We start from the raw sequence: 25,740 nt of genomic DNA on the forward strand, positions 1-25,740 counted from the left end.
ATTTGCGGTGAGCCGTTAGGCTGGGACGCGTGGCAGTCGTCGATGTATCCGAAGAGCTGAAGTCCCTCTCCTCGACCATGGGGTCGATCGAGGCCGTACTGGACCTCGAACAGATGAGGGCAGACATCGCCGTGCTCGAAGAGCAGGCCGCGGCCCCGTCCCTCTGGGACGACCCGGAGGCGGCGCAGAAGATCACCAGCAAGCTTTCGCACCTCCAGGCCGAGGTCCGCAAGGCCGAGGCCCTGCGCGGCCGGATCGACGACCTCGGGGTGCTCTTCGAGCTCGCCGAGGAGATGGACGACCCGGACACGCGCACCGAGGCGGAGACGGAGCTGGTCGCCGTCCGCAAGGCGCTGGACGAGATGGAGGTCCGTACCCTCCTCTCCGGCGAGTACGACGAGCGCGAGGCGCTGGTCAACATCCGTGCCGAGGCGGGCGGCGTCGACGCGGCCGACTTCGCGGAGCAGCTCCAGCGCATGTACCTGCGCTGGGCCGAGCGGCACGGCTACGGCACGGAGGTCTACGAGACCTCGTACGCGGAAGAGGCCGGCATCAAGTCGACCACGTTCGTGGTCAAGGCGCCGTACGCCTACGGCACGCTCTCGGTCGAGCAGGGCACGCACCGCCTGGTCCGCATCTCCCCGTTCGACAACCAGGGTCGTCGCCAGACGTCGTTCGCGGGCGTCGAGATCCTGCCGGTCGTCGAGCAGTCCGACCACGTCGAGATCGACGAGTCCGAGCTGCGCGTGGACGTCTACCGCGCCTCGGGCCCGGGTGGCCAGGGCGTCAACACCACCGACTCGGCGGTGCGCATCACGCACCTCCCGACGGGCATCGTCGTCTCCTGCCAGAACGAGCGCTCCCAGATCCAGAACAAGGCGAGCGCCATGAACGTCCTCCAGGCCAAGCTCCTCGAGCGCCAGCGCCAGGAGGAGCGCGCCAGGATGGACGCCCTGAAGGGCGATGGCGGCAGCTCCTGGGGCAACCAGATGCGTTCGTACGTCCTGCACCCGTACCAGATGGTCAAGGACCTCCGTACGGAGTTCGAGGTCGGCAACCCGCAGTCCGTCCTTGACGGCGAGATCGACGGCTTCCTCGAGGCGGGCATCCGCTGGCGCAAGCAGCAGGAGAAGTAACCCGCACGCCGCATCACCGCGAGGGGCCCCGTACGCACGCGTACGGGGCCCCTCGTCGTACGCGTCGCCTCTGACGGGGCGCCATCCGGGCCGTGAGGCGGCCGCGTTGGACCGCGCGGCGGGCGCGTACGGCGACAGGTGACGGGAGTTGGGGCCGGATCTCCCTCGCAGGGCCCTCCCGGACGTTCGCGGGCGCAAGCGGAATCGGGGCTTGCGGGGCGCTTTGTCGACAAGGGAACTGGCCTTGGGGAGGCGGTAGTTCCACGTTTACGTCACAGTTGCATCCCCGCATGGCGGGCAACACGTGATCTTTCGGGCATCGCACGCGCAACGACCTTGACGCGTACTCGGAAACTCGGAAGGGTGGCACGCGGCATGCGTATCTATGGGGCGTGTGTGACCGGGGGCTGGTTGAGTGATCACGCCGTCCCCGTGCCCGTGGCCCCGAGCGCTGCTCCATGACGAGATTGAGCTACTGGGGGTAGCAGGCACATGACGAAGAAGACGCGGGTCCGTTTCGCGCGGATAGCCGCCGGTGCGGTGATCGCCGCCGGCGCGTCCCTGACCGCCGCGGGCGCCGCTCAGGCTGTGGGTGTGGAGCTGAACATCGGCGTCCAGGCCGAACTGCCGGAGGTCGACCCGACCTGTATCCCGGGCACGCCGGGCTGTGAAGAGAACCCGCCCACCACGCCGCCGGTGACCACGCCGCCGGTGACGACTCCGCCGGTGACCACGCCGCCGGTCACGACCCCGCCGGTGACGACTCCGCCGGTGACCACGCCGCCGGTCACGACCCCGCCGGTGACGACTCCGCCGGTGACCACGCCGCCGGTGACCACCCCGCCGACGACGCCGACGAAGCCTCCGACGACGCCGACCACCCCGGGTGAGACGCCTGCGCCGACCACGCCGGGTGACGACGGTTCGGACGACGCCGGCACCTGCACCGTCGACCTCGACGGCGCCGAGTGCGTCAACAACCCGGACACCGACAACGCCGGCTCGCAGCCCGTCGAGCAGGGCAAGGCCAAGGAGGAGCTGGCCGAGACCGGCGCCGCCGAGACCTCGTTCCTGATCATCGGCGCCGCGACCATGATCGCCGGTGGCATCGGCTTCCGGATGCTCCCGCGTCTGGTCGGCGGTGGCCGCGCCGCCGTCTGAGCGGTTCGGTGACCGTCAGGTCGTAGAAGCATGAAGAAGAGGGCCGGGGGGCGTACCCCCGGCCCTCGTTCGTCTCCGGCTCGTATGCGGAGCCGCGGAGCCCTACGCGCTCTGCAGTGCGGCGAGCAGCGCCACCATCGCCACCAGGGCGACCACGAGCGCCAGCAGCATCGCCGGCGTCAGGCCCGACGACGGCTCGAGACGTTCCCGGTTCGCGCGGCAGACGGGGCAGCGGCCCTCCGCGACGGGGGCCGCGCAGTTGGCGCACACCAGTCGGTCATAGGTCATGCGCTCTCCTCCTCCCGCACTCGGGTCCACACCAAGGACAACGCCCGGTGGTACCCGAGCGTTCCCCCTACCACTCTGCCAGTTCCGAGGCGTTTCGGCGCGCCCCGTCGGATTACACCCGGATCGCATCGCTTCCGCCCCGAAGGGCGAAAAGGATAAAGCGCGCAAGCCGGGACCGCGACTGCGCGCCCCATCTCCGGTCGCGTAAGGTCGCGCACACCTACTCCCGGCCGACCGTGGTGCATCCGTGATCCGATTCGACAACGTCTCCAAGTCCTATCCGAAGCAGAACCGCCCCGCGCTCCGGGATGTATCCCTGGAGATCGAGAAGGGGGAGTTCGTCTTCCTCGTCGGTTCCTCCGGCTCCGGAAAGTCGACTTTTCTCCGGCTGATCCTGCGCGAGGAGCGCTGCAGCCATGGCCAGGTGCACGTCCTCGGCAAGGACCTCGCCCGGCTGTCCAACTGGAAGGTGCCCCACATGCGGCGCCAGCTCGGAACCGTCTTCCAGGACTTCCGGCTGCTGCCCAACAAGACCGTGGCCGAGAACGTCGCCTTCGCCCAGGAGGTCATCGGCAAGCCGCGCGGCGAGATCCGCAAGGCCGTGCCCCAGGTCCTCGACCTCGTCGGCCTCGGCGGCAAGGAGGACCGGATGCCCGGCGAGCTCTCCGGCGGTGAGCAGCAGCGCGTCGCCATCGCCCGCGCCTTCGTCAACCGCCCGATGCTGCTGATCGCCGACGAGCCCACCGGCAACCTCGACCCGCAGACCTCCGTCGGCATCATGAAGCTGCTCGACCGCATCAACAGGACAGGGACCACCGTCGTCATGGCGACCCACGACCAGAACATCGTCGACCAGATGCGCAAGCGCGTCATCGAGCTCGAAAAGGGCCGCCTCGTCCGCGACCAGGCGCGCGGCGTCTACGGATACCAGCACTGAGCAGGTAGGGGATAGAACACCATGCGCGCTCAGTTCGTGCTCTCCGAGATCGGCGTCGGCCTCCGTCGCAATCTCACGATGACCTTCGCCGTCATCGTCTCCGTGGCCCTCTCGCTCGCCCTGTTCGGCGGTGCGCTGCTCATGCGCGAGCAGGTCAGCACGATGAAGGACTACTGGTACGACAAGGTCAACGTCTCCATCTTCCTCTGCAACAAGAACGACGCGGCCACCTCCACCAAGTGCGCCAAGGGCGCGGTGACCGCGCAGCAGAAGGAGCAGATCGAGGCCGATCTGAAGAAGATGGACATCGTCGAGACCGTGCACCACGAGTCCACCGACGAGGCCTACAAGCACTACAAGGAGCAGTACAGCGACACCGCCATCGCGTCGGTCATCACGCCCGACCAGATGCAGGAGTCGTTCCGGGTCAAGCTGGACGACCCGGAGAAGTACAAGGTCGTCGCCACGGCCTTCGCCGGGCGGGACGGCGTGGAGTCCGTCCAGGACCAGCGGGGCATCCTGCAGAACCTCTTCGACCTGATGAACGGCATGAACGTCGCCGCGCTCGGCGTCATGGCGCTGATGCTGGTCATCGCGCTGATGCTGATCGTCAACACGGTGCGCGTCTCGGCCTTCAGCCGGCGGCGTGAGACCGGCATCATGCGGCTGGTCGGCGCCTCCAGCTTCTACATCCAGATGCCGTTCATCATGGAGGCGGCCTTCGCCGGCCTCCTCGGCGGCGCCGTCGCCTGCATCATGCTGCTGGTCGGCCGGTACTTCCTCATCGACCACGGCATCGCGCTCGCCGAGAAGATGCAGCTCGTCAACTTCATCGGCTGGGACGCCGTCCTCTCGGTGCTGCCGCTCGTCCTCGTCATCGGCCTGCTGATGCCGTCCCTTGCGGCCTTCGTCGCGCTGCGCAAGTACCTCAAGGTGTGAGAAGAGACCCCTGAGTGCCCCGGGCGCCGTACGGCCAACCACCGTACGGCGCCTTTCGCTTGTCCTAGAGTGGGCGCCATGTCGGCCGTCGACCCGGGGTCCCGCCCCGACCTCTGTCTCCGGCCCCGCGGAGTTCTCCGCGGGGCTGCCCTGACGCTGGTCTTCGCCGGAGTGCTCGCCACGGCCGCGGCCACCGGTACCCTGCCCCGGCAGGAGGCCGCCTCCGTGAAGCGCGCCCCACAGGCCGCCGCGCACGACACCGTCGACCCCGCCGACCTCTCCCGCGCCGCCGCCGAGGCGATGGCCGACGGCAAGTCCGGCCAGCAGGCCGCCGAGGAGTTCGTCAGCCGCAGCGGCGACCGCTGGGGCGCGGTCTACGGCCCCGCCGAGTTCGAGGAGTTCGAGCAGGCCCTCGACGGCTCGTACACCGGCGTCGGCCTCTCGGCGCGGAAGGCGGACAGCGGCCGCATCGAGATCAGCCGCGTCCAGGCCGGAGGACCGGCCGCCCTGGCCGGGCTGCGCACCGGCGACCGGCTCGTCTCCGTCGACGGCCGCGACACCGCCGCCCTGTCCGTCTCCGAGGTCGTCTCCCTGCTGCGCGGCGACGGCGCCCCGGCCGGCTCCACCGTCGCCCTCGGCGTCGAGCGCGGCCGCTCCGCCTGGACGCAGACCCTCACCCGGGCCCGGCTCGCCACCGACGACGTCACCGTGCGCCGCCTCGACGACGGGACGGTACTCATCAAGGTGACGGCCTTCACCAAGGGTGCGGGCGAGCGGGTACGGAACGCGGTGCGGCGCGCCCCGGCCGGCGCCGGAGTCCTCCTCGACCTACGGGGCAACGCCGGCGGACTGGTCGCCGAGGCCACCGTCGCCGCCTCCGCCTTCCTCGACGGCGGACTCGTCGCCACGTACGACGTCGACGGCGAGCAGCGCGCGCTGTACGCGCAGAGCGGCGGCGACACCCGGCGGCCGGTGGTGGCGCTGGTCGACGGAGGCACGATGAGCGCCGCCGAGCTGCTCACCGGCGCGCTGAAGGACCGCGGCCGGGCCGTCACCGTCGGCTCGCGCACCTTCGGCAAGGGCTCGGTGCAGATGCCGAGCACGCTGCCCGACGGCTCCGTCGCCGAGCTGACCGTCGGCCACTACCGCACTCCCTCGGGGCACGGCGTGGACGGCCTGGGCATCACACCCGACCTGGTGGTCAGCGACACCACGGGCGAGCGGGCCGAGAAGCGGGCGAGGACGGTATTGAGTGGCCTCGGAGGGGGCTCGTAGTGCGAAAATGGCCGCACTATGGCAAAGGGACTCGTGAACGTGCAGGGCAAGCCTGCGAAGAAGAAGGACCCGGAGAAGGGTCCTGAGCGCAAGATCATCGCGCAGAACAAGAAGGCGCGCCACGACTACCACATCATCGACACCTACGAGTGCGGTGTGGTGCTCATGGGCACCGAGGTGAAGTCGCTCCGGATGGGCCGGGCGTCGCTGGTGGACGGCTTCGTGCAGATCGACCGGCACGAGGCGTGGCTGCACAACATCCATGTGCCCGAGTACATGCAGGGCAGCTGGACCAACCACTCGGCGAAGCGGAAGCGCAAGCTGCTCCTGCACCGCGCCGAGATCGACAAGCTGGAGGCGAAGTCCCAGGAGACGGGTCACACGATCGTGCCCCTCGCCCTGTACTTCCTGAAGGGACGCGTCAAGGTCGAGATCGCGCTCGCCAAGGGCAAGAAGGAGTACGACAAGCGGCAGACGCTGCGGGAGAAGCAGGACACCCGCGAGACGAACCGGGCGATCGCGGCGGCGAAGCGCCGCCAGCGGGCGGCGGCCGGCTAGCAGACGCCGGCGGCCGCGCGGAACCCGTCCGGCCAGGGCCCCTTAATACGCTGGCAACCGTACGCGGTCGTCACGTACCATGGGACCCGCACCTCACAGCGGGTGCACGTTTGAAAAATCAACATGGGGATGATCGGTTTCGACAGCGGATGTCGAAGCAGGGGAAGCGTGTCGAGGAAGCGGCAATGATCTCGTAAACCACATGTCGCAACCAATAATCGCCAACTCCAAGAGCGATAACTCCCGCTTCGCCCTCGCTGCCTAATTTTAGGTAACGAGCAGAAGCCTCTGTGAGGAGCGTCAGCCCGGGGATGGTCCCGACCCGGATCCTGGCGTCATCAAGGGATCTAAACCTCTAGCCCCGGTCACGGGGGCCTGAGGGAAATCAAACAGTGACTGAGCCCGTCGGAGACTTGTCCGCGTGATCTCCGGGGCTGAGAAACTCCTAGCGGACTGCACACGGAGAAGCCCTGATTCTGCACCGTTGGACGCGGGTTCGATTCCCGCCATCTCCACTCATCCCATGTGGGCAGAGGCCCGGCAGTCGTCACGACGACCGCCGGGCCTCCGTCATTCCCCGGGCCTCCGTCATTCCCCGGGCGGTCTCGCCCGCGAGGGCCAGCGCCGCGGCGGCCGCCGGGATCAGGAACGCGTACACCGTCGACGGGGCGTGCTCCGCCGCCCAGCCGCCGGTCGCCGAGCCGACCGCGACACCGGCGAGCAGGGCGGTCACCGCGAGCGTCATACCCTCGTTGAGCCGGCCCGAGGGGGTCAGTCGCTGGACCAGGGCCATGCCCGTGACCATCGTCGGAGCGGTCGCCATGCCCGCCACCAGCAGCCCGGCCGCCAGGGCGAGCAGGGATCCGGTCGCGGCGCCCAGGAACGGCATCGCCATCAGACAGGTCATCGCCACGAGGCAGGTGCGCAGCCGGCCCGAGCGTCCGGTACGGCCGTAGACCAGCCCCGCCGCACAGGAGCCGGCGGCCTGCAGGGCCAGGATCGGTCCGGCTGCGGGTCCGTCCACGTGCGCGAGCGTCACGACCTCCATCGCACCGAAGACCGCGCCCATGGTGAGGAAGACGCCGAGCAGCGGCCGTGTGCCGGACCCGCGCAGGAGGGAGCCGGGCGCGGTGGCGGAGCGGGGCGTGGCCGGGGGCTCGGTGGAGCGCTGGGCGGTGAAGACGAGCACTCCGGTGAGCAGCAGGACGGCGCCGGTCAGGGTGCCCGCCTCCGGGAAGAGCGCCGTGCACAGGAAGGCGGCCAGGACCGGACCCAGCATGAAGCACAGTTCGTCGACGGCCTGTTCGAAGGCGTTGGCCGTGTGCAGGGCGGAGGGCTCGTGGCGCAGGAGATGTGCCCAGCGGGCCCGGGACATCCCGCCCGTGTTGGGGCTGGTCGCGGTCGCCGCGTACGCGACGAACAGCGTCCATTCCGGCGCCCGGTGGTGCACGCACAGCAGCAGGGCCAGCGAGCCGAGCGCGGCCAGCGCCGCGGCCGGGACGGCGACCCGCCTCTGCCCGTGCCGGTCGACGAGCCGCGCGGTCCAGGGGGCGACGACGGCGGTGGCGGCCATGCCGGTCGCGGTGACGGCTCCGGCGAGCGCGTACGAGCCGTACGCCCCCGCGATCATGATCACCGCGCTCACGGTGAGCATCCCCATCGGGAGCCGCGCGACGAGGTTCCCGAGGGTGAAAGCGCGGGCGCCGGGAACGGCGAAGAGCCGCCGGTACGAGCCGGAGACAGGGGTGGCGGCCGGGGCGGTGACGGAGCTGAGGGGCGTGACGGCGGGGCTCTTCGGCTCGCGGTAGCGCGGGGCGAGCGCCGGGCCCGCCGGGGTGAGCATGAGGTCGTGATGCGGCATGCACTCAGCCTCCGGGGAGCCCCCGGCCCCGGTCCAACACCTGATCCGTGGCCATTCACGCGCCCGTGTTGTTAAATGCCGCGTGGTCACTTCGTACGACATCGAGCCCCGGCTGCTGCGGGCCTTCACCGCCGTCGCCGACGAGTTGCACTTCACGCGCGCCGCCGCCCGCCTGTACGTCGCCCAGCAGGCCCTCTCCCGCGACATCCGGCGGCTGGAACGGGACCTGGGCACGGACCTGTTCGTACGGACGACCCGTCAGGTCACGCTCACCCCGGACGGCACGCGGCTCCTGCCGTACGCCCGCAAGGTGCTGGCCGCCTGCGACGAGCTCGCCGACGCCTTCCGGGCGGTCGCGAGGCCGCTGCTCGTCGACCTCAACAGCACCGGTCTCCCCGCCCAGGGCGACGTCATGGAGCGGGCCCGTGAACTCGCCCCCGAGCAGGAGCTGATGGCCCGCTACGAGAACGGGCTGACGTGGGCCGCCGCCGAGATCCTCGCCGGGCGCCTCGACGTGTCCTTCGGACGGTACGGCGGGCTCGACGCGACCACGCGGAGCCGGCTCGCCTCGCAGTTCGTCCGGTACGAGGCGATGGCGGTCCTGCTCCCCGACGACCACCGGCTCGCGGAGCTGACGGAGGTGCCGCTGGCCGCGCTTGCGGGCGAGAGCGTCTACGCGGGCGCGGGAAACGACCGCACCCCGGAGTGGACCGACCTCGCCGCCCGGCTCTTCGAGGGGCGCGGCATCTCCGTCGCGCCGCCCGCGCCGATGGCGGTGGGAAGGGAGGAGTTCCGGCGGATCATGGCCAAACTCCGTACCCCCGTCCTCGCGGTGGTCGGCTTTCCGCCGATGGAGGGCTCTGTGCTGCGGCCCCTCGTCGAGCCCGTGCCGCTCTCCCCGGTGAGCATGGTGTGGCGCAAGGGGCTGCGGCATCCCGGCCTGGACGCGCTGCGCACCGCCGCGGCCGAGATCGGCGCGCGGGAAGGGTGGCTGGACCGGCCCGCGGACTCCTGGCTCCCGGAGGGCGAACCGGGCGTGCCGGGGGAGCGGAGTCCCGTACTCACACCGGGGCCGCACGGCGGGTGAGAGCAAGGTTCCGTACCCGTCACCTTCGGCCACCGGCCCGAAACGCGGCCTGCCTAGGGTCATGGAGCAAGAGGTCCAGAGCATCTGGACGCTCGGGACCCGAACCGTGGAGGTACGTGATGGGCGGCCGATGGATCGAACGGTGGGAGCCGGAGGACGAGACCTTCTGGCGTGACCAGGGAGAGCGGATCGCCCGGCGCAATCTCGTCTTCTCCGTCATCTCCGAGCACATCGGGTTCTCCGTCTGGAGCCTGTGGTCGGTCATGGTCCTGTTCATGGGGCCGGAGTACGGCATCGACCCGGCGGGGAAGTTCTTCCTGATCGCGACCGCCACCTTCGTCGGCGCGCTGATCCGCGTCCCGTACACCTTCGCCGTCGCCCGCTTCGGCGGCCGGAACTGGACGGTCTTCAGCGCGCTGCTGCTCCTCCTGCCGACGGGCGTCGCCTACGCGGTGATGGAGCCGGGCACCTCGTACCAGACCTTCCTGCTGGTCGCCGCGCTCACCGGGGTGGGCGGCGGCAACTTCGCCTCCTCCATGACCAACATCAACGCCTTCTTCCCGCTGCGGAAGAAGGGCTGGGCGCTCGGTCTCAACGCGGGCGGCGGCAACATCGGCGTCCCCGTCGTCCAGCTCGTCGGTCTGCTGGTCATCGGCACCGCCGGAGCCGTCCACCCGAGGATCGTCCTCGGCGTCTACATCCCGCTCGTCGTCGTCGCGGCCGTCTGCGCCGCGCTCTTCATGGACAACCTCGCCCCGGTGAAGAACGACACCGGCGCCGCGAAGGAGGCCGTCAGGTCCGGCCACACCTGGATCATGGCCTTCCTCTACATCGGCACCTTCGGTTCCTTCATCGGCTACAGCTTCGCCTTCGGGCTCGTCCTGCAGACCCAGTTCGGGCGCACCCCTCTCCAGGCCGCGTCGCTCACCTTCATCGGCCCGCTCCTCGGCTCCCTGATCCGGCCGCTCGGCGGCTCGCTCGCCGACCGGCACGGCGGTGCCCGCATCACGCTCGCGAACTTCGGCGGGATGGCCGTGGCGACCGGCGTGGTCGTCTACGCCTCCGTCATCGAGTCGCTGACCGTCTTCCTCGTCGGCTTCATCGCCCTCTTCGTCCTCAGCGGACTCGGCAACGGCTCGACGTACAAGATGATCCCGGCGATCTTCCTCGCGCAGGGGCACCGCAAGGGGCTGTCGGGCGACGCGGCGGAGGCGTACGGGCGCAGGCTCTCCGGGGCCGCCATGGGGCTGATCGGAGCCGTCGGCGCGCTCGGGGGGCTCGGCATCAACCTCGCCTTCCGTCAGTCGTTCCAGACCGCGGGGACCGGCACCGCTGCCTTCGTCGCCTTCCTGCTCTTCTACGCGGCCTGCATGGTCGTCACCTGGGCGGTATACCTTCGCCGGCCGGCGGCCGTCCCGGACACGGCAGAGGGCGCGGACGCCGACGGCGAGACGGCGTCGCGGCTCGGATACGCCGAGGTGTGAGCGGACATGGTCCGTAACGGCCAGGAAATACCGGCGAACCGAGCCTGTCACGGATCCACGTCAGGCTCGGTCGTCATGAACGAGCAAGAGCAGGGGCCCCTCGCGGGGTTCACCGTCGGGGTCACCGCGGCCCGGCGCGCCGACGAGCTGAGCACGCTTCTCCGTCGCCGGGGCGCGGCCGTGGTCCACGGCCCGGCGCTGCGGATCGTGCCGCTGGCGGACGACACGGAACTGCTCGCCGCGACGAAGGACATCCTCGACCACGCCCCGGACGTCGTCGTCGCCACGACGGCGATCGGCTTCCGCGGCTGGATCGAGGCGGCGGACGGCTGGGGCCACGGCGAGGCGCTCCTCGACCGGCTGCGGGGCGTGGAGCTGCTCGCCCGGGGCCCCAAGGTCAAGGGCGCGGTACGGGCGGCGGGGCTCACGGAGTCGTGGTCGCCGTCCTCCGAGTCCATGGCCGAGGTGCTCGACCGGCTCCTCGCCGAGGGGGTGACGGGGCGCCGGATCGCGATCCAGCTGCACGGGGAGCCGCTGCCGGGATTCGTGGAGGCGCTGACGGCGGGCGGCGCGGAGGTCGTCGGCGTACCGGTCTACCGGTGGATGCCGCCGGAGGACATCGGCCCCCTCGACCGGCTCCTGGACGGGATCCTGGCCGGCACCCTGGACGCGGTGACCTTCACCAGCGCCCCGGCCGCGGCCTCGCTGCTGACGCGGGCCGAGGACCGGGGAGCGCTGGAAAAGCTCCTCGAAGCGCTGCGCCACGACGTGCTCGCGGTCTGCGTCGGGCCGGTGACGGCGCTGCCGCTCCAGGCGCACGGCATCGACACGGCGCAGCCCGAGCGCTTCCGGCTCGGGCCGCTGGTGCAACTGCTCTGCCAGGAACTGCCGTCCCGGGCCCGTGCGCTCCCGGTGGCGGGCCACCGGATCGAGATCCGGGGGCACGCGGTCCTCGTCGACGGCTCCCTGCGGCCGGTCCCGCCGGCCGGGATGGCGCTCCTCACCACGCTGGCACGGCGCCCCGGCTGGGTCGTCTCCCGCGCCGACCTGCTGCGCGCCCTGCCGGGCGCGGGACGCGACGAGCACGCGGTGGAGACGGCGATGGCCCGGCTGCGGACGGCGCTCGGCGCGCCGAAACTGATCCAGACCGTGGTCAAGCGCGGGTACCGTCTTGCCCTCGACCCCGTGGCGGACACGAAGTACGACGAGTAGGGCGACCGGCCGGTCCGGCCCGTCCGGCCGGGCGCGGTCACCTCGCCCGGCGGACGGCGAGCGCGCGCAGCAGGCAGACGAAGCCCGCCGTGGTCAGGACCGCGCGGACGAGGTTCCAGGCCACCCACGGGGCCTCGAAGTCCGCGCGGGCCCGTACCGGATCCGTCGCCGCGGCGAGGGCGTCGTTGAGCGGGACGTTCACCGCCGAGGTGACCGCGAGGACCGCGACGTACAGGACGAGCGCCGCGGTCCCCCAGACCCGTGCCGGTGTGGCGCGCAGCTGCCAGGCGGCTACCGCAGTCAGGATCAGCGCGCCGAAGAACGGCGTGAAGAAGGCCGGGTTCTGGATCACGTCGTTGATGTTCCGCATCACCTCCACGAAGACCCGGTCGTCGCTGCGCGCGAGCGCCGGCATCACCGAGCACACGTACGCGAACCACACCCCCGCGATCATTCCCGTCGCCACCGTCGCCGCGCCGAGTACCGCCCCGGCCACCGTCCCACCCCTGTTGTCCGTCATGACACCCAGTCAAGCGGCCACGTCCGGACGGAACCATGGACGCGCGTCCAGCCTCCATACGCGAGCGTCCACGGCGCCACCAGATCTCCCGTCCGCCCGGCCGCTGCCCACCCGGCCGCCGTCCGTCCGACCCCGTCCGTCCGCGACGCCCTCTAGCCGGACCGGAGGTTCGGGAGCACTCTGGTCGGGCGCCCGCATCCGATCGCGAGGTGGTGACAGGGGCATGACCGTACGGTTCGACTCCGGCCGCATCTGCCTTGATCTGGCCGATCAGCCGCTCGCCCATTGCCAGGCGCTCGACCGCTTCCTGCGCACCACCGGGCTCGTCCCCGCCGCCGTGCCGCTGCGCGCCCTCGACGCCGCCTGGGTCGTGCGCTTCCGCGAACTGCGCGACTGCGTGGTCGAGCTGGTCCACGCCCAGCTCGACGGGCGGCGCGCCGGGCCCGCCCTGGAGCGGCTCAACGCCCTCGCCGCCGCCTCCGCGCCCCCCGCGCCCCGCGCCGTGCGCACCGAAACCGGCGGGCTCGTACGGGCCTTGAGCGTCGAACCCGACTGCCGCGCGCTGCTCGCCGCCGTGGCCCGCGACGCCGTCGACCTGCTCACCGACCCGAACGCCCGCGCCCTGCTGCGCCGTTGCGAGAGCGACGACTGCCGTCGCTGCTACCTCGACACCTCCCGCGGGCGCCGCCGCCGCTGGTGCTCCAGCGAGGCGTGCGGAAACCGGGAGCGCGTTGCCCGGCATCGGGCAGCCCGGCGGGCGAAGGCCACCGTCTGAAGAAACCCGTGAAAAAGTCCGCGTGGCGTTGAGTCGAACCCGCCCGCGCTCCGTACCTCTCCACGACAGACAGGGTCTCGACCGGGAGGTTCGTGGTGCGCAAGGATGCGGCCGTGGCCGATGAACGTCCGCATCGGGCCCGGCATCGCAGCGAGGTGTCACGCCACCGACCCGACGTCCCTGACGAGGAGTTGATGCGTGCTCTCTACCGCGAACATGCCGGGCCCCTGCTCGCCTACGTACTTCGCCTCGTCGCCGGCGACCGCCAGCGTGCCGAGGACGTCGTGCAGGAGACGCTCATCCGTGCCTGGAAGAACGCCGGCCAGCTCAACCGGGCTACCGGCTCCGTCAGACCTTGGCTGGTGACGGTTGCCCGGCGCATCGTCATCGACGGCCACCGAAGCCGGCAGGCCCGGCCCCAGGAGGTCGATCCGTCACCGCTCGAGGTCCTGCCCGCGGAGGACGAGATCGACAAGGCGCTGTGGCTGATGACGCTCTCTGACGCTCTCGACGATTTGACGCCCGCCCACCGGGAAGTGTTGGTCGAGACCTACTTCAAGGGGCGTACGGTCAATGAGGCGGCCGAGACACTCGGCATACCTGCCGGGACCGTGCGTTCCCGAGTGTTCTACGCACTTCGTTCCATGAAAATCGCGCTGGAGGAGAGGGGGGTTTCGGCATGAGCAGCGGCATGACACCGCCGCACGACGCCGCGGGTGCGTACGTACTCGGCATCCTGGACGATGCCGACGCCGCCGCCTTCGAGGCGCACCTGGCGGGTTGCGAGCTCTGCGCCGCGCACGTGGAGGAGTTCGCCGGCATGGAGCCGATGCTCGCCCTGCTGGCGGACGCGGGCAGCGCACCGGCCGCCTTCGGCCCGACGTCGATCGATCCGTACGCCGACAAGGCCTTCGACGACTTCGCGCCCCGGCCGCCCGCCCCGCCCGGCCCCCGCCGCGCCCAGAGCGCGCCCGTCGCACTCCACGCCGTCGGCGCCCAGCCCGGACCCGAGCTGCTCGACCGGCTCATCGACGAGGTCGGCGCCAAGCGCGCGAACCGGCGCCGCCGCTCCTTCTACCTCGTCGCGGCCGCAGCCGTGCTCGTCATCGGCGGCCCCGCCGTCGCCGTCGTCGCCACCTCCGGCGGCGAGCGGGAGAACAGAGCCGTCGAACCGCACCCCACCAGCCCGGCCGAGGACGCCTTCTTCCACCACATGGACGAGAAGATCCAGGCCACCGACCCGACGACCAAGGTCAGCGCGACCGTCGGCCTGGAGAAGAAGGGCTGGGGCACCCACACCGTCCTGGAGCTCAAGAACGTCAAGGGACCCCTGAAGTGCCGGCTCGTCGCCGTCTCCAAGAGCGGTGAGGAGGAGACCGTGACCTCCTGGGCCGTCCCGAAGTGGGGGTACGGCATCCCCGGAGCGACCATGGAGAGTGCCAAGAACCCGCTGTACGTCCACGGCGGCGCGGCGATGGACCGCAACGACATCGACCACTTCGAGGTCAGGACCTTCGACGGCGAACGCCTCGTGGAGGTCGAGGCCTGACATTCCGCCCCCCTGTGGCGTACGCTCGACGGCTGCCCAGTGCACGTCAGAAGGGGGCCTCAGTGGCCGCGCAGGAAGCCGTGGAGGCCATGGCCGCCACCGACACGGTCCGGGACCGTGAGATCGGTGTCGAGCAGGAACATCTGGACAAGGTCTACCGCCGCCTCGAGGAGAAGATCCACGAGGCGGAGTTCCTGATGAACGACGCCGCCAAACGCGGCCAGGTCGGCACCCCCGGCGCGCTCGCCGAGCGGGACGCCCAGGTCTTCCGGGCCGGCGTGCACCTCAACCGGCTCAACAACGAGTTCGAGGACTTCCTCTTCGGGCGCATCGACCTGCTGTACGGCAAGGACGGCAAGAAGGGTCCCGACGGCGCGTACACCTCCGTCGAACCCGCCGAGGACGCCGTACGGCCCGACAACACGGCCGAGATCGCGGAGACCCTCCACATCGGCCGGATCGGCGTCCTCGACTCCGACTACGCGCCGCTCGTCATCGACTGGCGCGCCCCCGCCGCCGCGCCCTTCTACCGCTCCACCCCGGTCGACCCCGGCCGCGTGGTGCGCCGCCGCGTCATCCGCTCCAAGGGCCGCAAGGTCCTCGGCGTCGAGGACGACCTGATGCGCCCCGAGCTGACGGCGACCCTCGACGGACGCGAGCTGCCGGTGATCGGCGACGGCGCCCTGATGGCCGCGCTCGGGCAGGCCCGCAGCCACACCATGCGCGACATCGTCTCCTCCATCCAGGCCGAGCAGGACCTGGTCATCCGCGCGCCCGCCGCCTCCATCACGTACGTCGAGGGCGGCCCGGGCACCGGCAAGACGGCGGTCGCCCTGCACCGGGCGGCCTACCTGCTCTACCAGGACCGGCGCCGGTACGCGGGCGGCATCCTGATCGTCTCCCCGACACCGCTGCTCGTCTCGTACACCGAGGGCGTCCTGCCCTCGCTCGGCGAGGAGGGCCAGGTCGCGATCCGCGCGCTCGGCTCGCTGGTCGACGGCGTCGAGGCCACCACGTACGACGAGCCGGCCGTCGCCCGGATCAAGGGCTCCTCCCGCATGCTCGCCGTCCTGCGCAAGGCGGCCCGCGGCGCCCTGGAGACCCCGGCTCCGCAGCACCGGGCCCAGCCGACCCTGGACGAGGACGAGGCCGCCCCGACCCCCGCGAGCACCCCGACGCGCCTCCGGGTCGTCGCCTTCGGCCGCCGACTGGAGCTGGAGGCGGACGAGCTCCAGCGCATCCGCCACAACGTGCTCGGCGGCTCCGCGCCCGTCAACCTGCTGCGCCCGCGCGCCCGCAAGCTGCTGCTCGACGCCCTGTACGCCAAGTCCGGCGCGGCGGGCCGGCACAGCGACCCCGAGCTCGCCGCGGAGCTGCGCTCCTCCTTCGACGAGGACGTCTCCACCGAGGACTCCTTCCTCGGCTTCCTCGACGCCTGGTGGCCCGAGCTCACCCCGCGCCAGGTCCTCGGCGCGATGGCCGACGAGAAGCGCCTCGGCCGCTGGGCCCGGCGCGTCCTCAACCAGGGCGAGGTCCGGCGGCTCGCCCGCTCGCTGCGCCGCGACGGTCTCTCCGTGCACGACGTGGCGCTCCTCGACGAGCTGAACACCCTCCTGGGTGCTCCGGTCAGACCGCGAAGAAGGCGGGAGTACGACCCGCTGGACCAGCTCACGGGCCTGGAGGAGCTCATGCCCGTACGCGAGGAGACGCAGCGCGAGCGGGCCGAACGCCTGGCGGCGGAGCGCACCGAGTACGCGCACGTCATCGTCGACGAGGCCCAGGACCTCACGCCCATGCAGTGGCGGATGGTGGGACGGCGCGGCCGCACCGCCACCTGGACGGTCGTCGGCGACCCGGCGCAGTCCTCCTGGTCGACCCCGGACGAGGCCGCCGAGGCCCGCGACGAGGCGCTCGGCTCCCGCCCGCGACGCCGTTTCGAGCTGACCGTGAACTACCGCAACCCCGCCGAGATCGCCGAACTGGCCGCCAAGGTGCTCGCCCTCGCCATGCCCGGCAAGGAGTCGCCCCGCGCGGTCCGGTCGACCGGTGTGGAGCCCCGCTTCGTGGCGGTGTCCGGCAAGGACGATCTGGCCGGAACCGTACGGGCCGAGGCTCAGCGGCTGCTCGAACGGGTGGACGGCACCGTCGGTGTCGTGGTCGCCATGAACCGCCGTGAGCAGGCCGCCGGCTGGCTCGCGGACCTCGGCGACCGGGTCGTGGCGCTGGGCTCGCTGGAGGCCAAGGGCCTGGAGTACGACGCCACCGTGGTCGCCTCGCCCGCGGAGATCGCGGACGAGTCCCCGGCCGGTCTGCGGGTCCTGTACGTGGCGCTCACCCGCGCCACGCAGCAGCTCACCGTGGTCTCCGGCGCCCGTGACGTACCGGACGCGGACGGTGTTCCGGACCTGCTCAGAGACTGATTTCAGGTCAACCTGCGTCGCAGGAATCACTTACCAGGGTGGTTTGTTAGCCTGTCTATGGCACCGGCTCGATCCAAGCCCCCGGGCCCAACCTTCGTCCCTTAGAGGGACCACTTGCCGCGAGGCGAGCATGGCGGGTCGGTGCCATCTTGTACGTACATACAGAAGAGGTCCGCGTCACCCACGGGTGATCGCGGACCTCTTCTGTTTCCCCACGGCTTCTCGTATGGTGGAAACTACTTTCCGAAAACAAAATGACCGCATTACCTGCTACCGGCTGGTAGGTGCGACGATCGGAGGGCGCCGCCGGGCAACCAGCCGGGGCGGCGTAGCAACGAAGCTCAGGGAAAGCAGAGGAACTCGGCCATGGCAACGGCGCCCAGCGTCTCGTACTCGATGACGGTCCGGCTGGAGGTTCCCGCCAGCGGAACCGCGGTCTCCCAGCTCACCACGGCGGTGGAGTCCCACGGCGGTTCCGTCACCGGCCTCGACGTGACCGCCTCCGGCCACGAGAAGCTCCGGATCGACGTCACCATCGCCGCGACCTCGACCGCGCACGCCGACGAGATCGTCGCGCAGCTGCGCACCATCGAGGGCGTCGTCCTCGGCAAGGTCTCCGACCGTACGTTCCTGATGCACCTCGGCGGCAAGATCGAGATGGCGTCCAAGCACCCCATCCGCAACCGTGACGACCTCTCCATGATCTACACCCCGGGCGTGGCCCGGGTCTGCATGGCGATCGCCGAGAACCCCGAGGACGCCCGCCGCCTCACCATCAAGCGCAACTCCGTCGCAGTCGTGACGGACGGCTCCGCCGTCCTCGGCCTCGGCAACATCGGCCCCAAGGCCGCCCTGCCCGTCATGGAGGGCAAGGCGGCCCTCTTCAAGCGCTTCGCGGGCATCGACGCCTGGCCGATCTGCCTGGACACCCAGGACAGCGACGCCATCGTCGAGATCGTCAAGGCCATCGCCCCCGGCTTCGCGGGCATCAACCTCGAGGACATCTCCGCCCCCCGCTGCTTCGAGATCGAGGCACGGCTGCGCGAGGCCCTCGACATCCCCGTCTTCCACGACGACCAGCACGGCACCGCCATCGTCGTGCTCGCCGCGCTGACCAACGCGCTGCGCGTGGTCGGCAAGGGCATCGGAGACGTACGGGTCGTCATGTCCGGCGCCGGCGCCGCCGGTACGGCCATCCTGAAGCTCCTCATCGCCGCGGGCGTCAAGCACGCCGTCGTCGCCGACATCCACGGTGTCGTCCACGCCGGCCGGGAGGACCTCGTCGAGGCCGCGCCCGGCACCCCGCTGCGCTGGATCGCCGACAACACCAACCCCGAGGGCGTCACCGGCACCCTCAAGCAGGCCGTCGTCGGCGCGGACGTCTTCATCGGCGTGTCGGCCCCGAACGTGCTCGGCGCGGACGACGTCGCCGCCATGGCGGACGACGCGATCGTGTTCGCGCTCGCGAACCCGGACCCCGAGGTCGACCCGGCAATCGCCCGTCAGACGGCGGCCGTTGTGGCCACGGGCCGCTCCGACTTCCCGAACCAGATCAACAACGTGCTCGTCTTCCCCGGTGTCTTCCGCGGTCTGCTGGACGCCCAGTCCCGCACCGTCAACACGGAGATGATGCTCGCGGCCGCCTCCGCGCTCGCCGACGTCGTCACCGAGGACGAGCTCAACCCGAACTACATCATCCCGTCGGTCTTCAACGACAAGGTCGCCGGCGCCGTCGCGGGCGCCGTCCGCACCGCCGCCAAGGCGGCCGGCGCGGGTGCCGGCAGCGGGACGAACGGGCTCTGAGAGAGCCCGGACACCACGTGCGGCGGGCCGGAACGGGGCCTGGAAAGGTCCCGGGCCCGCCGTCGGAACGGCGCGTCGGAAGGCGCCGCGCCGTAGATCCGCCGTAGGGTGGCGCCTCGGCTCCAAAGAGTTTCGGCGGAGTCGACGGAACGTCACCACGCCAGAGCCCGTGGCGCTTTTCGTGTGACCCCAGAGGGTGCCGGATTGGCGTTCCCGCCGCTGGTGGGGGCAGGATGCCTATTCGGGCGCGAGGGTCTGTCACCAGACCCGGGTCCGGGGACTGTCCGAGGGCCCTGGCAGCATCGGCTTCGCTGTGCCCATACATGCGGCTCCGCCGCATGGCACGCCTCACAGGCAAGAAGAACACGGGAGTAACAACATGAACCGCAGTGAGCTGGTGGCCGCCCTGGCCGACCGCGCCGAGGTGACCCGCAAGGACGCCGACGCCGTGCTGGCCGCTCTCGCCGAGACCGTCGGCGAGGTCGTCGCCAAGGGCGACGAGAAGGTCACCATCCCCGGCTTCCTGACCTTCGAGCGCACCCACCGTGCCGCTCGCACCGCTCGTAACCCGCAGACCGGCGACCCGATCAACATCCCGGCCGGCTACAGCGTGAAGGTCTCCGCGGGCTCGAAGCTCAAGGAAGCCGCCAAGGGCAAGTAAGCCTGCAGGCACACCGCCGAAGCCGCCCAGGCGGGCTTCTAGGCGACAGAGAGGGCGGCCACCCTTCAGGGGGTGGCCGCCCTCTTGTGCGCCCGTCTGAGCGCCGCACACGGGCGCGGAGCCGCAGGGGCGCCGTCCGGCAGCTCGCGCGCTGGGCGCCGGCGCGCGGCGTGGCCCCCGCACCCCTGTGGCGAGGCCCCCGCACCCCTTACGGGGGTACGGGGGCCTCGCGCCGTTCAGGCGTCGCGCGTCGCGCTTCAGACGAGCGCGCTGCCCGGCAGCTCGACCTTCGCGCCCAGCTCGACGAGCTTCTCCATGAAGTTCTCGTAGCCGCGGTTGATCAGGTCGATGCCGTGGACCCGGGAGGTGCCCTGGGCCGCCAGCGCCGCGATCAGGTACGAGAAGCCGCCCCGGAGGTCCGGGATGACCAGGTCGGCGCCCTGGAGCTTCGTCGGGCCCGACACGACCGCCGAGTGGAGGAAGTTCCGCTGGCCGAAGCGGCAGTCCGAGCCGCCCAGGCACTCCCGGTACAGCTGGATGTGCGCACCCATCTGGTTCAGCGCCGAGGTGAAGCCGAGCCGCGACTCGTACACCGTCTCGTGGACGATGGAGAGCCCCGCGGCCTGCGTCAGCGCCACCACCAGCGGCTGCTGCCAGTCGGTCTGGAAACCGGGGTGCACGTCCGTCTCCAGGGCGATCGCGTTGAGCGAGCCGCCCGGGTGCCAGAAGCGGATGCCCTCGTCGTCGATCTCGAAGGCGCCACCCACCTTCCGGTACGTGTTGAGGAAGGTCATCATCGACCGCTGCTGCGCGCCGCGGACGTAGATGTTGCCCTCGGTCGCCAGCGCCGCCGACGCCCAGGACGCGGCCTCGAGACGGTCCGGGAGCGCGCGGTGCGTGTAGCCGTCGAGCTTGTCGACACCGGTGATCCGGATCGTCCGGTCCGTGTCCATGGAGATGATCGCGCCCATCTTCTGCAGGACGCAGATCAGGTCCTCGATCTCGGGCTCCACGGCCGCGTTGGAGAGCTCGGTGACGCCCTCCGCCAGGACGGCGGTCAGCAGCACCTGCTCGGTCGAGCCGACCGAGGGGTACGGCAGCCGGATCTTGGTGCCGCGCAGCCGCTGCGGGGCCTCCAGGTACTGGCCGTCGGCCCGCTTCTCGATCGTGGCGCCGAACTGACGCAGCACGTCGAAGTGGAAGTCGATCGGCCGGCCGCCGATGTCGCAGCCGCCGAGGCCCGGGATGAAGGCGTGGCCGAGGCGGTGCAGCAGCGGGCCGCAGAAGAGGATCGGGATGCGCGACGAACCGGCGTGGGCATCGATGTCAGCCACGTTGGCGGACTCGACGTGCGTCGGGTCGAGGACCAGCTCGCCCGGCTCCTCGCCGGGGCGGACCGTCACCCCGTGCAGCTGGAGGAGTCCGCGGACCACGCGGACGTCACGGATGTCGGGCACATTGCGCAGCCGGCTCGGCCCGCTGCCGAGCAGGGCGGCGACCATCGCCTTGGGCACGAGGTTCTTCGCGCCGCGGACGCGGATCTCGCCCTCCAGCGGGGTTCCGCCGTGGACAAGCAGTACATCGTCTGTGCCGGTCATGAATCTCGCGTTCCGGAGAGGTCGGGCAGGGGGCCAGGGAAAAGGGTAAGGGTCATAGTCCCCCCGCTTGGAAGCCTGAGGGCCCCTCACAGATGTAATGAATTCGGCACAACACCCTCCGTTCACGCGATCTTGCGGAGTGTCACCGTCCGTTTGTCGCTCCGGACGCCCGGCGCGGCCCCTCTGAACTGCACGGGTCGCCGGTCTGTCCGTACTCTGCCGGTCGACCCCCGCGCAGGGCGAAGATGCGGGATCATGTGTCGCATGACCGAGGTGTCCTCGCTCACAGGACGGCTGCTCGTCGCCACCCCCGCCCTGGCCGACCCCAACTTCGACCGCGCGGTGGTGCTCCTCCTCGACCACGACGACGAGGGCTCCCTCGGCGTGGTCCTCAACCGACCCACCCCGGTCGCGGTCGGCGACATCCTCGCTCCCTGGGCCGATCTGGCCGGCGAGCCGGACGTGGTCTTCCAGGGCGGTCCGGTCTCCCTGGACGCGGCGCTCGGCCTCGCGGTGATCCCCGGCGACGAGGGCCCCCTCGGCTGGCGCCGGGTCTTCGGCGCGATCGGCCTGGTCGACCTGGAGACCCCGCCCGAACTGCTCGGACCCGCGCTCGGCTCCCTGAGGATCTTCGCCGGCTACGCGGGCTGGGGTCCTGGCCAGCTGGAGACGGAGCTGGGCGACGGCGCCTGGTACGTGGTCGAGTCCGAACCGGGCGACGTCTCCTCCCCGCGCCCCGAGACCCTCTGGCGCGAGGTCCTCCGCCGCCAGCGGAGCGACCTCGCGATGGTGGCGACGTACCCGGACGACCCGTCGCTCAACTGACCCGTCCGGTCCCCAGTACCCTTGGTACTCATGAGCACTCTCGAGCCCGAGCGCGGGGCAGGTACGGGAACCCTCGTCGAGCCGACGCCGCAGGTGTCCCACGGCGACGGTGACCACGAGCGCTACGCCCATTACGTCCAGAAGGACAAGATCATGGCGAGCGCCCTCGACGGCACTCCCGTGGTGGCACTGTGCGGGAAGGTCTGGGTGCCGGGGCGTGACCCCAAGAAGTACCCCGTCTGTCCCATGTGCAAGGAGATCTACGAGTCCATGGGCTCCGGCGGCGGAGACAAGGACAAGGGCGGCAAGGACAAGAAGTAGGACGGTCCTGGCGGTCGGGACGGCCCCCGGCGCGCGCACTTCGGTGCGTGTGCCGGGGGCCGTCCGCGTTCGGGGTTCCGGTCGCGCGTTGCACGGGTTGCTTCGGCCGGTCACAGAGTGGTTGAGACCACTTGTCCGGGCGTTGGTCCACCCCTAACCTCTCGCGTGTTGTGCAGCACGAAACGCCCGTTGCGTATGTTGCAACACCATCGGAGGGGACCCGTCATGAAGCTTCCTGCCCGAATCGCCGCCCCCGTCACCGCACTTGTGCTCGCCGCCCTCACCGCCACCGCCTGCGCCCCGCAGACCTCCGACGGCGGCGCCACGGCGGACGACAAGACCGGCACCCTGCGCGTCTGGCTCTTCCAGGAGGTCGACAACACCCCGAAGAAGCAGGTCGTCGACGCCGCGATCGCCGCGTTCGAGAAGCGCCACTCGGGGGCGCGCGTCGAGGTCGAGTACATCCCCGTCGAGACCCGCGCCCAGCGCGTCAAGGCCGCCTTCAACGACCCGAAGTCCGCCCCCGACGTCATCGAGTACGGCAACACCGACACCGCCGGCTACGTGAAGGACGGCGGACTCGCCGACGTCAGCGCCGAGTTCGGCGCCTGGGCCGAGGCCGAGGACACCGACCCCACCGCCAGGTCCTCCGTCACCGTGGGCGGAAAGATCTACGGCGCGCCCCTCTTCGTCGGCGTCCGCGCGCTCTACTACCGCACCGACGTCTTCAAGGACCTCGGTCTCACCCCGCCCAAGACGCAGGACGAACTGATCTCCACAGCGAAGAAGATCCGCAAGGCCAGGCCCGAGCTGTACGGGATGGCGGTCGGCGGCGCCAACACCTACGGCGCGATGCCGTTCCTCTGGGCCAACGGCGGCGAACTCGCCACCCAGGACGGCGCCGCGTACCGCGCCGCCGTCGACTCCGAGGCCGCCCGCAAGGGCATCACCTCGTACACCTCGCTCTTCGGCGACGACAACTGCCCGGCCGCCAAGTGCGCCCAGATGGGCGGCAACGCGACCGTCGCCGCCTTCGCCTCGGGCAAGGCCGCGATGGTGATCGGCGGCGACTTCGTACGCGCCGCGGTCGACGCGGGCGAGGCGAAGGGCAGGTACGCCGTGGTCCCGCTGCCCGGCCTGACGCCCGGCTCGATCGCCCCGGCGTTCGCGGGCGGCAACAACATCGGTGTGATGAAGAGCAGTTCCCACCGCACCCTCGCCGTCGACCTGATGAAGTCACTCGCCGGCAAGGAGACGCAGGGCAGGCTCTTCGACGCCATGGGCTTCCTGCCGACCTTCACCGACGTGCGGACGCAGGCGGCGCGGAAGGAGCCCTTCGCGCAGCCGTTCATCGACACGCTCGGCGCCGGCACCAGGTTCGTCCCCGCGTCCCCCGGCTGGGGACAGATCGACGCCTCGCAGGTGCTGCCGACGATGTTCCAGGAGATCGTCAGCGGCCGTAAGGACGTGAAGGCGGCCTCGGAGGCCGCGGCGACCAAGATGGACGCGGCGTTCGCGGCCGCGGGCTGACCGGCATGACCCTGACCGCCACCACGAAGGCCGGGGCGGTGGAGACGCCGCACGCCCCGCGCGCGTCCCGCCGCCCCCGCGGCCGGTCCGGCTGGACGCCCTGGCTCTATCTGCTCCCCGCCCTCGTCGTCCTCGGCGGGCTCCTCGTCTACCCGATCTACCAGCTCGGGCTCATCTCCTTCCTGGAGTACACCCAGGCGCAGGTCAGCGGCGGCGAGCCCACCTCCTTCCAGGGCTTCGGCAACTACACCGCGCTCTTCTCCGACCCGCAGTTCTGGCAGGTCCTCCTCGCCACGGTCCTGTTCGCCGCCGCCTGCGTCGTCGCCACGCTCGCCGTGGGCTGCGCGCTCGCGGTGCTCCTGACCCGCGTACGGGCCGTGCCCCGGCTCGCGCTCATGCTCGCCGCGCTCGCCGCCTGGGCCACCCCGGCGGTCACCGGCTCCACGGTCTGGGTCTTCCTCTTCGACCCCGACCACGGCCCGGTCAACCGGCTGCTCGGGCTCGGCGACTTCTCATGGACGTACGGCCGCTACAGCGCCTTCGCCCTGGTCCTCTTCGAGGTCGTCTGGTGCTCGTTCCCGTTCGTGATGGTCACCGTCTACGCGGGAGTCAAGGCCATCCCGTCGGAGGTCCTGGAGGCCGCGGCGCTCGACGGCGCCTCGCAGTGGCGGATCTGGCGCTCGGTCATGGCGCCGATGCTCCGGCCGATCCTGGTCGTCGTCACGATCCAGTCGATCATCTGGGACTTCAAGCTCTTCACCCAGATCTACGTGATGACGGCCGGCGGCGGGATCGCCGGTCAGAACCTCGTCCTCAACGTGTACGCGTACCAGAAGGCCTTCGCCTCCTCCCAGTACAGCCTGGGTTCGGCGATCGGCGTCGTCATGCTGCTGATCCTGCTGGCGGTGACGCTCGTCCACCTCCGTCTGCTCCGCCGTCAGGGAGAGGAACTGTGACCTCCATACGCATCCGCCGTCCCGGCCGGCTCGCGGCCGAGGCCGCCGCCCTCCTCGTCGCGGCCGTGGTCGCCTTCCCCGTGTACTGGATGGTCCTCTCGGCCTTCAAGCCGGCCGGCGAGGTCCAGTCGGCGCACCCGCGGCCGTGGACCCTGTCCCCGTCCCTCGACTCCTTCCGGCGCGTATTCGAGCAGCAGGAGTTCGGCCGGTACTTCCTCAACTCGCTGATCGTCGCCTGCACGGTCGTCGTCGCCTCCGCGCTGATCGCGTTCCTGGCGGCGACGGCGGTGACCCGCTTCCGCTTCCGTTTCCGGACGACGCTGCTGGTCATGTTCCTGGTGGCGCAGATGGTGCCGATCGAGGCGCTGACGATCCCGCTCTTCTTCCTGATGCGGGACCTCGGCCAGCTCAACACGCTGGGCTCGCTGGTCCTGCCGCACATCGCCTTCTCGCTCCCGTTCGCGATCTGGATGCTGCGCGGCTTCGTGAAGGCGGTGCCCGAGGCGCTGGAGGAGCAGGCGGCGCTCGACGGCGCGAGCCGCACGCGGTTCCTGTGGCAGATCCTCTTCCCGCTGGTCTTCCCGGGGCTCGTGGCGACGAGCGTGTTCTCGTTCATCTCGACCTGGAACGACTTCCTGTTCGCGAAGTCGTTCCTCATCAGCGACACCTCGCAGTCGACCCTCCCGATGGCGCTGCTGGTCTTCTTCAAGCCGGACGAGAACGACTGGGGCGGCATCATGGCGGGGTCGACCGTGATGACGGTTCCGGTGCTCGTCTTCTTCGTCCTCGTGCAGCGCCGCCTGGTCTCGGGACTCGGCGGGGCGGTGAAGGACTGATCTCCCTG

The 25,740-nt window shown here is 70.8% G+C and carries 24 protein-coding genes and 1 other RNA gene; 21 read left to right on the forward strand and 4 right to left on the reverse strand.

The genetic code is table 11. The annotated features are described in order from the left end of the window. Window positions 1-29: 29 nt before the first annotated feature. Window positions 30-1,136 (forward strand): peptide chain release factor 2, encoded by a 1,107-nt coding sequence (prfB, locus tag ACZ3IJ_RS29385; protein WP_467472998.1) that lies wholly within the window; start codon window positions 30-32, stop codon window positions 1,134-1,136. Between the two features lie 492 nt (window positions 1,137-1,628). Beyond that, a complete protein-coding gene (locus ACZ3IJ_RS29390; RefSeq protein WP_467473000.1) occupies window positions 1,629-2,297 on the forward strand; it encodes an LPXTG cell wall anchor domain-containing protein in 669 nt (222 codons plus the stop codon). Between the two features lie 102 nt (window positions 2,298-2,399). Here ACZ3IJ_RS29390 and ACZ3IJ_RS29395 read toward each other — a convergent pair whose 3' ends face one another. Beyond that, the gene (locus ACZ3IJ_RS29395; protein ID WP_467473001.1) at window positions 2,400-2,585 is read right to left on the reverse strand and encodes a hypothetical protein; all 186 of its coding nucleotides are present in this window, start codon (window positions 2,583-2,585) and stop codon (window positions 2,400-2,402) included. Between the two features lie 247 nt (window positions 2,586-2,832). Here ACZ3IJ_RS29395 and ftsE point away from each other — a divergent pair, with 247 nt between their 5' ends. From ftsE to ssrA, 5 genes are all read left to right on the forward strand, one after another. Then, the gene (gene ftsE, locus ACZ3IJ_RS29400) at window positions 2,833-3,522 is read left to right on the forward strand and encodes a cell division ATP-binding protein FtsE (protein WP_215071052.1); all 690 of its coding nucleotides are present in this window, start codon (window positions 2,833-2,835) and stop codon (window positions 3,520-3,522) included. A 21-nt stretch (window positions 3,523-3,543) separates the two neighbouring features. Continuing rightward, the gene (gene ftsX / locus ACZ3IJ_RS29405; RefSeq protein WP_385851749.1) at window positions 3,544-4,461 is read left to right on the forward strand and encodes a permease-like cell division protein FtsX; all 918 of its coding nucleotides are present in this window, start codon (window positions 3,544-3,546) and stop codon (window positions 4,459-4,461) included. 78 nt (window positions 4,462-4,539) lie between these two features. Beyond that, window positions 4,540-5,736 carry a S41 family peptidase gene (locus ACZ3IJ_RS29410; RefSeq protein ID WP_467473003.1) on the forward strand — a complete coding sequence of 399 codons (1,197 nt, stop codon included), beginning with the start codon at window positions 4,540-4,542 and terminating at the stop codon, window positions 5,734-5,736. 18 nt (window positions 5,737-5,754) lie between these two features. Next, window positions 5,755-6,294, forward strand: a complete 540-nt coding sequence (gene smpB, locus ACZ3IJ_RS29415) for an SsrA-binding protein SmpB (RefSeq protein WP_467473005.1) — start codon at window positions 5,755-5,757, stop codon at window positions 6,292-6,294. Between the two features lie 125 nt (window positions 6,295-6,419). Beyond that, window positions 6,420-6,812: a transfer-messenger RNA gene (gene ssrA / locus ACZ3IJ_RS29420) on the forward strand. Between the two features lie 29 nt (window positions 6,813-6,841). Here ssrA and ACZ3IJ_RS29425 read toward each other — a convergent pair. Continuing rightward, complete coding sequence (locus tag ACZ3IJ_RS29425; protein WP_467473007.1) at window positions 6,842-8,155, reverse strand: MFS transporter; 1,314 nt, start codon at window positions 8,153-8,155, stop codon at window positions 6,842-6,844. A gap of 82 nt (window positions 8,156-8,237) precedes the next feature. Here ACZ3IJ_RS29425 and ACZ3IJ_RS29430 point away from each other — a divergent pair, with 82 nt between their 5' ends. From ACZ3IJ_RS29430 to ACZ3IJ_RS29440, 3 genes are all read left to right on the forward strand, one after another. Next, complete coding sequence (locus ACZ3IJ_RS29430; RefSeq protein ID WP_467473009.1) at window positions 8,238-9,242, forward strand: LysR family transcriptional regulator; 1,005 nt, start codon at window positions 8,238-8,240, stop codon at window positions 9,240-9,242. Between the two features lie 119 nt (window positions 9,243-9,361). Then, complete coding sequence (locus ACZ3IJ_RS29435; protein WP_467473012.1) at window positions 9,362-10,726, forward strand: nitrate/nitrite transporter; 1,365 nt, start codon at window positions 9,362-9,364, stop codon at window positions 10,724-10,726. A 75-nt stretch (window positions 10,727-10,801) separates the two neighbouring features. Further along, window positions 10,802-11,938, forward strand: coding sequence for a uroporphyrinogen-III synthase (locus tag ACZ3IJ_RS29440; RefSeq protein WP_467473014.1), 1,137 nt, complete (start codon window positions 10,802-10,804; stop codon window positions 11,936-11,938). Between the two features lie 37 nt (window positions 11,939-11,975). Here ACZ3IJ_RS29440 and ACZ3IJ_RS29445 read toward each other — a convergent pair whose 3' ends face one another. Beyond that, entirely contained in the window at window positions 11,976-12,458 is a 483-nt protein-coding gene (locus ACZ3IJ_RS29445; RefSeq protein ID WP_467473017.1) for an anthrone oxygenase family protein, read from the reverse strand. A 223-nt stretch (window positions 12,459-12,681) separates the two neighbouring features. Here ACZ3IJ_RS29445 and ACZ3IJ_RS29450 point away from each other — a divergent pair, with 223 nt between their 5' ends. The 6 genes from ACZ3IJ_RS29450 (at window position 12,682) to ACZ3IJ_RS29475 (ending at window position 19,666) form a co-directional block, all read left to right on the forward strand. Further along, window positions 12,682-13,233 carry a CGNR zinc finger domain-containing protein gene (locus ACZ3IJ_RS29450; RefSeq protein ID WP_391797083.1) on the forward strand — a complete coding sequence of 184 codons (552 nt, stop codon included), beginning with the start codon at window positions 12,682-12,684 and terminating at the stop codon, window positions 13,231-13,233. 95 nt (window positions 13,234-13,328) lie between these two features. Then, window positions 13,329-13,916, forward strand: coding sequence for a sigma-70 family RNA polymerase sigma factor (locus tag ACZ3IJ_RS29455; protein ID WP_352187529.1), 588 nt, complete (start codon window positions 13,329-13,331; stop codon window positions 13,914-13,916). Beyond that, a complete protein-coding gene (locus ACZ3IJ_RS29460; RefSeq protein ID WP_467473019.1) occupies window positions 13,913-14,782 on the forward strand; it encodes an anti-sigma factor family protein in 870 nt (289 codons plus the stop codon). Before ACZ3IJ_RS29455 ends, ACZ3IJ_RS29460 begins: the two co-directional genes overlap by 4 nt. 89 nt (window positions 14,783-14,871) lie before the next feature. Next, window positions 14,872-17,202, forward strand: coding sequence for a HelD family protein (locus tag ACZ3IJ_RS29465; RefSeq protein WP_467473221.1), 2,331 nt, complete (start codon window positions 14,872-14,874; stop codon window positions 17,200-17,202). A 366-nt stretch (window positions 17,203-17,568) separates the two neighbouring features. Continuing rightward, on the forward strand, window positions 17,569-19,005 hold the full coding sequence (locus ACZ3IJ_RS29470) for an NAD-dependent malic enzyme (protein ID WP_467473021.1): 1,437 nt from the start codon (window positions 17,569-17,571) through the stop codon (window positions 19,003-19,005). A gap of 379 nt (window positions 19,006-19,384) precedes the next feature. After that, window positions 19,385-19,666: an HU family DNA-binding protein gene (locus ACZ3IJ_RS29475; protein ID WP_017237029.1), complete on the forward strand. Its 282-nt coding sequence runs from the start codon at window positions 19,385-19,387 to the stop codon at window positions 19,664-19,666. A 257-nt stretch (window positions 19,667-19,923) separates the two neighbouring features. Here the strand turns inward: ACZ3IJ_RS29475 and murA are convergent, their stop codons facing one another. Next, a complete protein-coding gene (murA, locus tag ACZ3IJ_RS29480) occupies window positions 19,924-21,264 on the reverse strand; it encodes a UDP-N-acetylglucosamine 1-carboxyvinyltransferase (RefSeq protein ID WP_352187417.1) in 1,341 nt (446 codons plus the stop codon). Between the two features lie 264 nt (window positions 21,265-21,528). Between murA and ACZ3IJ_RS29485 the strand changes: the two genes are divergently transcribed. The 5 genes from ACZ3IJ_RS29485 (at window position 21,529) to ACZ3IJ_RS29505 (ending at window position 25,732) form a co-directional block, all read left to right on the forward strand. After that, a complete protein-coding gene (locus tag ACZ3IJ_RS29485; protein WP_352187418.1) occupies window positions 21,529-22,089 on the forward strand; it encodes a YqgE/AlgH family protein in 561 nt (186 codons plus the stop codon). 30 nt (window positions 22,090-22,119) lie between these two features. Then, window positions 22,120-22,410 (forward strand): DUF3039 domain-containing protein, encoded by a 291-nt coding sequence (locus ACZ3IJ_RS29490; RefSeq protein ID WP_260229605.1) that lies wholly within the window; start codon window positions 22,120-22,122, stop codon window positions 22,408-22,410. Between the two features lie 225 nt (window positions 22,411-22,635). Further along, window positions 22,636-23,940: an extracellular solute-binding protein gene (locus tag ACZ3IJ_RS29495; RefSeq protein ID WP_467473024.1), complete on the forward strand. Its 1,305-nt coding sequence runs from the start codon at window positions 22,636-22,638 to the stop codon at window positions 23,938-23,940. A gap of 5 nt (window positions 23,941-23,945) precedes the next feature. Continuing rightward, window positions 23,946-24,896 (forward strand): carbohydrate ABC transporter permease, encoded by a 951-nt coding sequence (locus ACZ3IJ_RS29500; protein WP_467473026.1) that lies wholly within the window; start codon window positions 23,946-23,948, stop codon window positions 24,894-24,896. Then, window positions 24,893-25,732 (forward strand): carbohydrate ABC transporter permease, encoded by an 840-nt coding sequence (locus ACZ3IJ_RS29505; protein WP_467473027.1) that lies wholly within the window; start codon window positions 24,893-24,895, stop codon window positions 25,730-25,732. Before ACZ3IJ_RS29500 ends, ACZ3IJ_RS29505 begins: the two co-directional genes overlap by 4 nt. Window positions 25,733-25,740: the final 8 nt, after the last annotated feature.

The organism is Streptomyces sp. NPDC013317 (assembly GCF_055563155.1).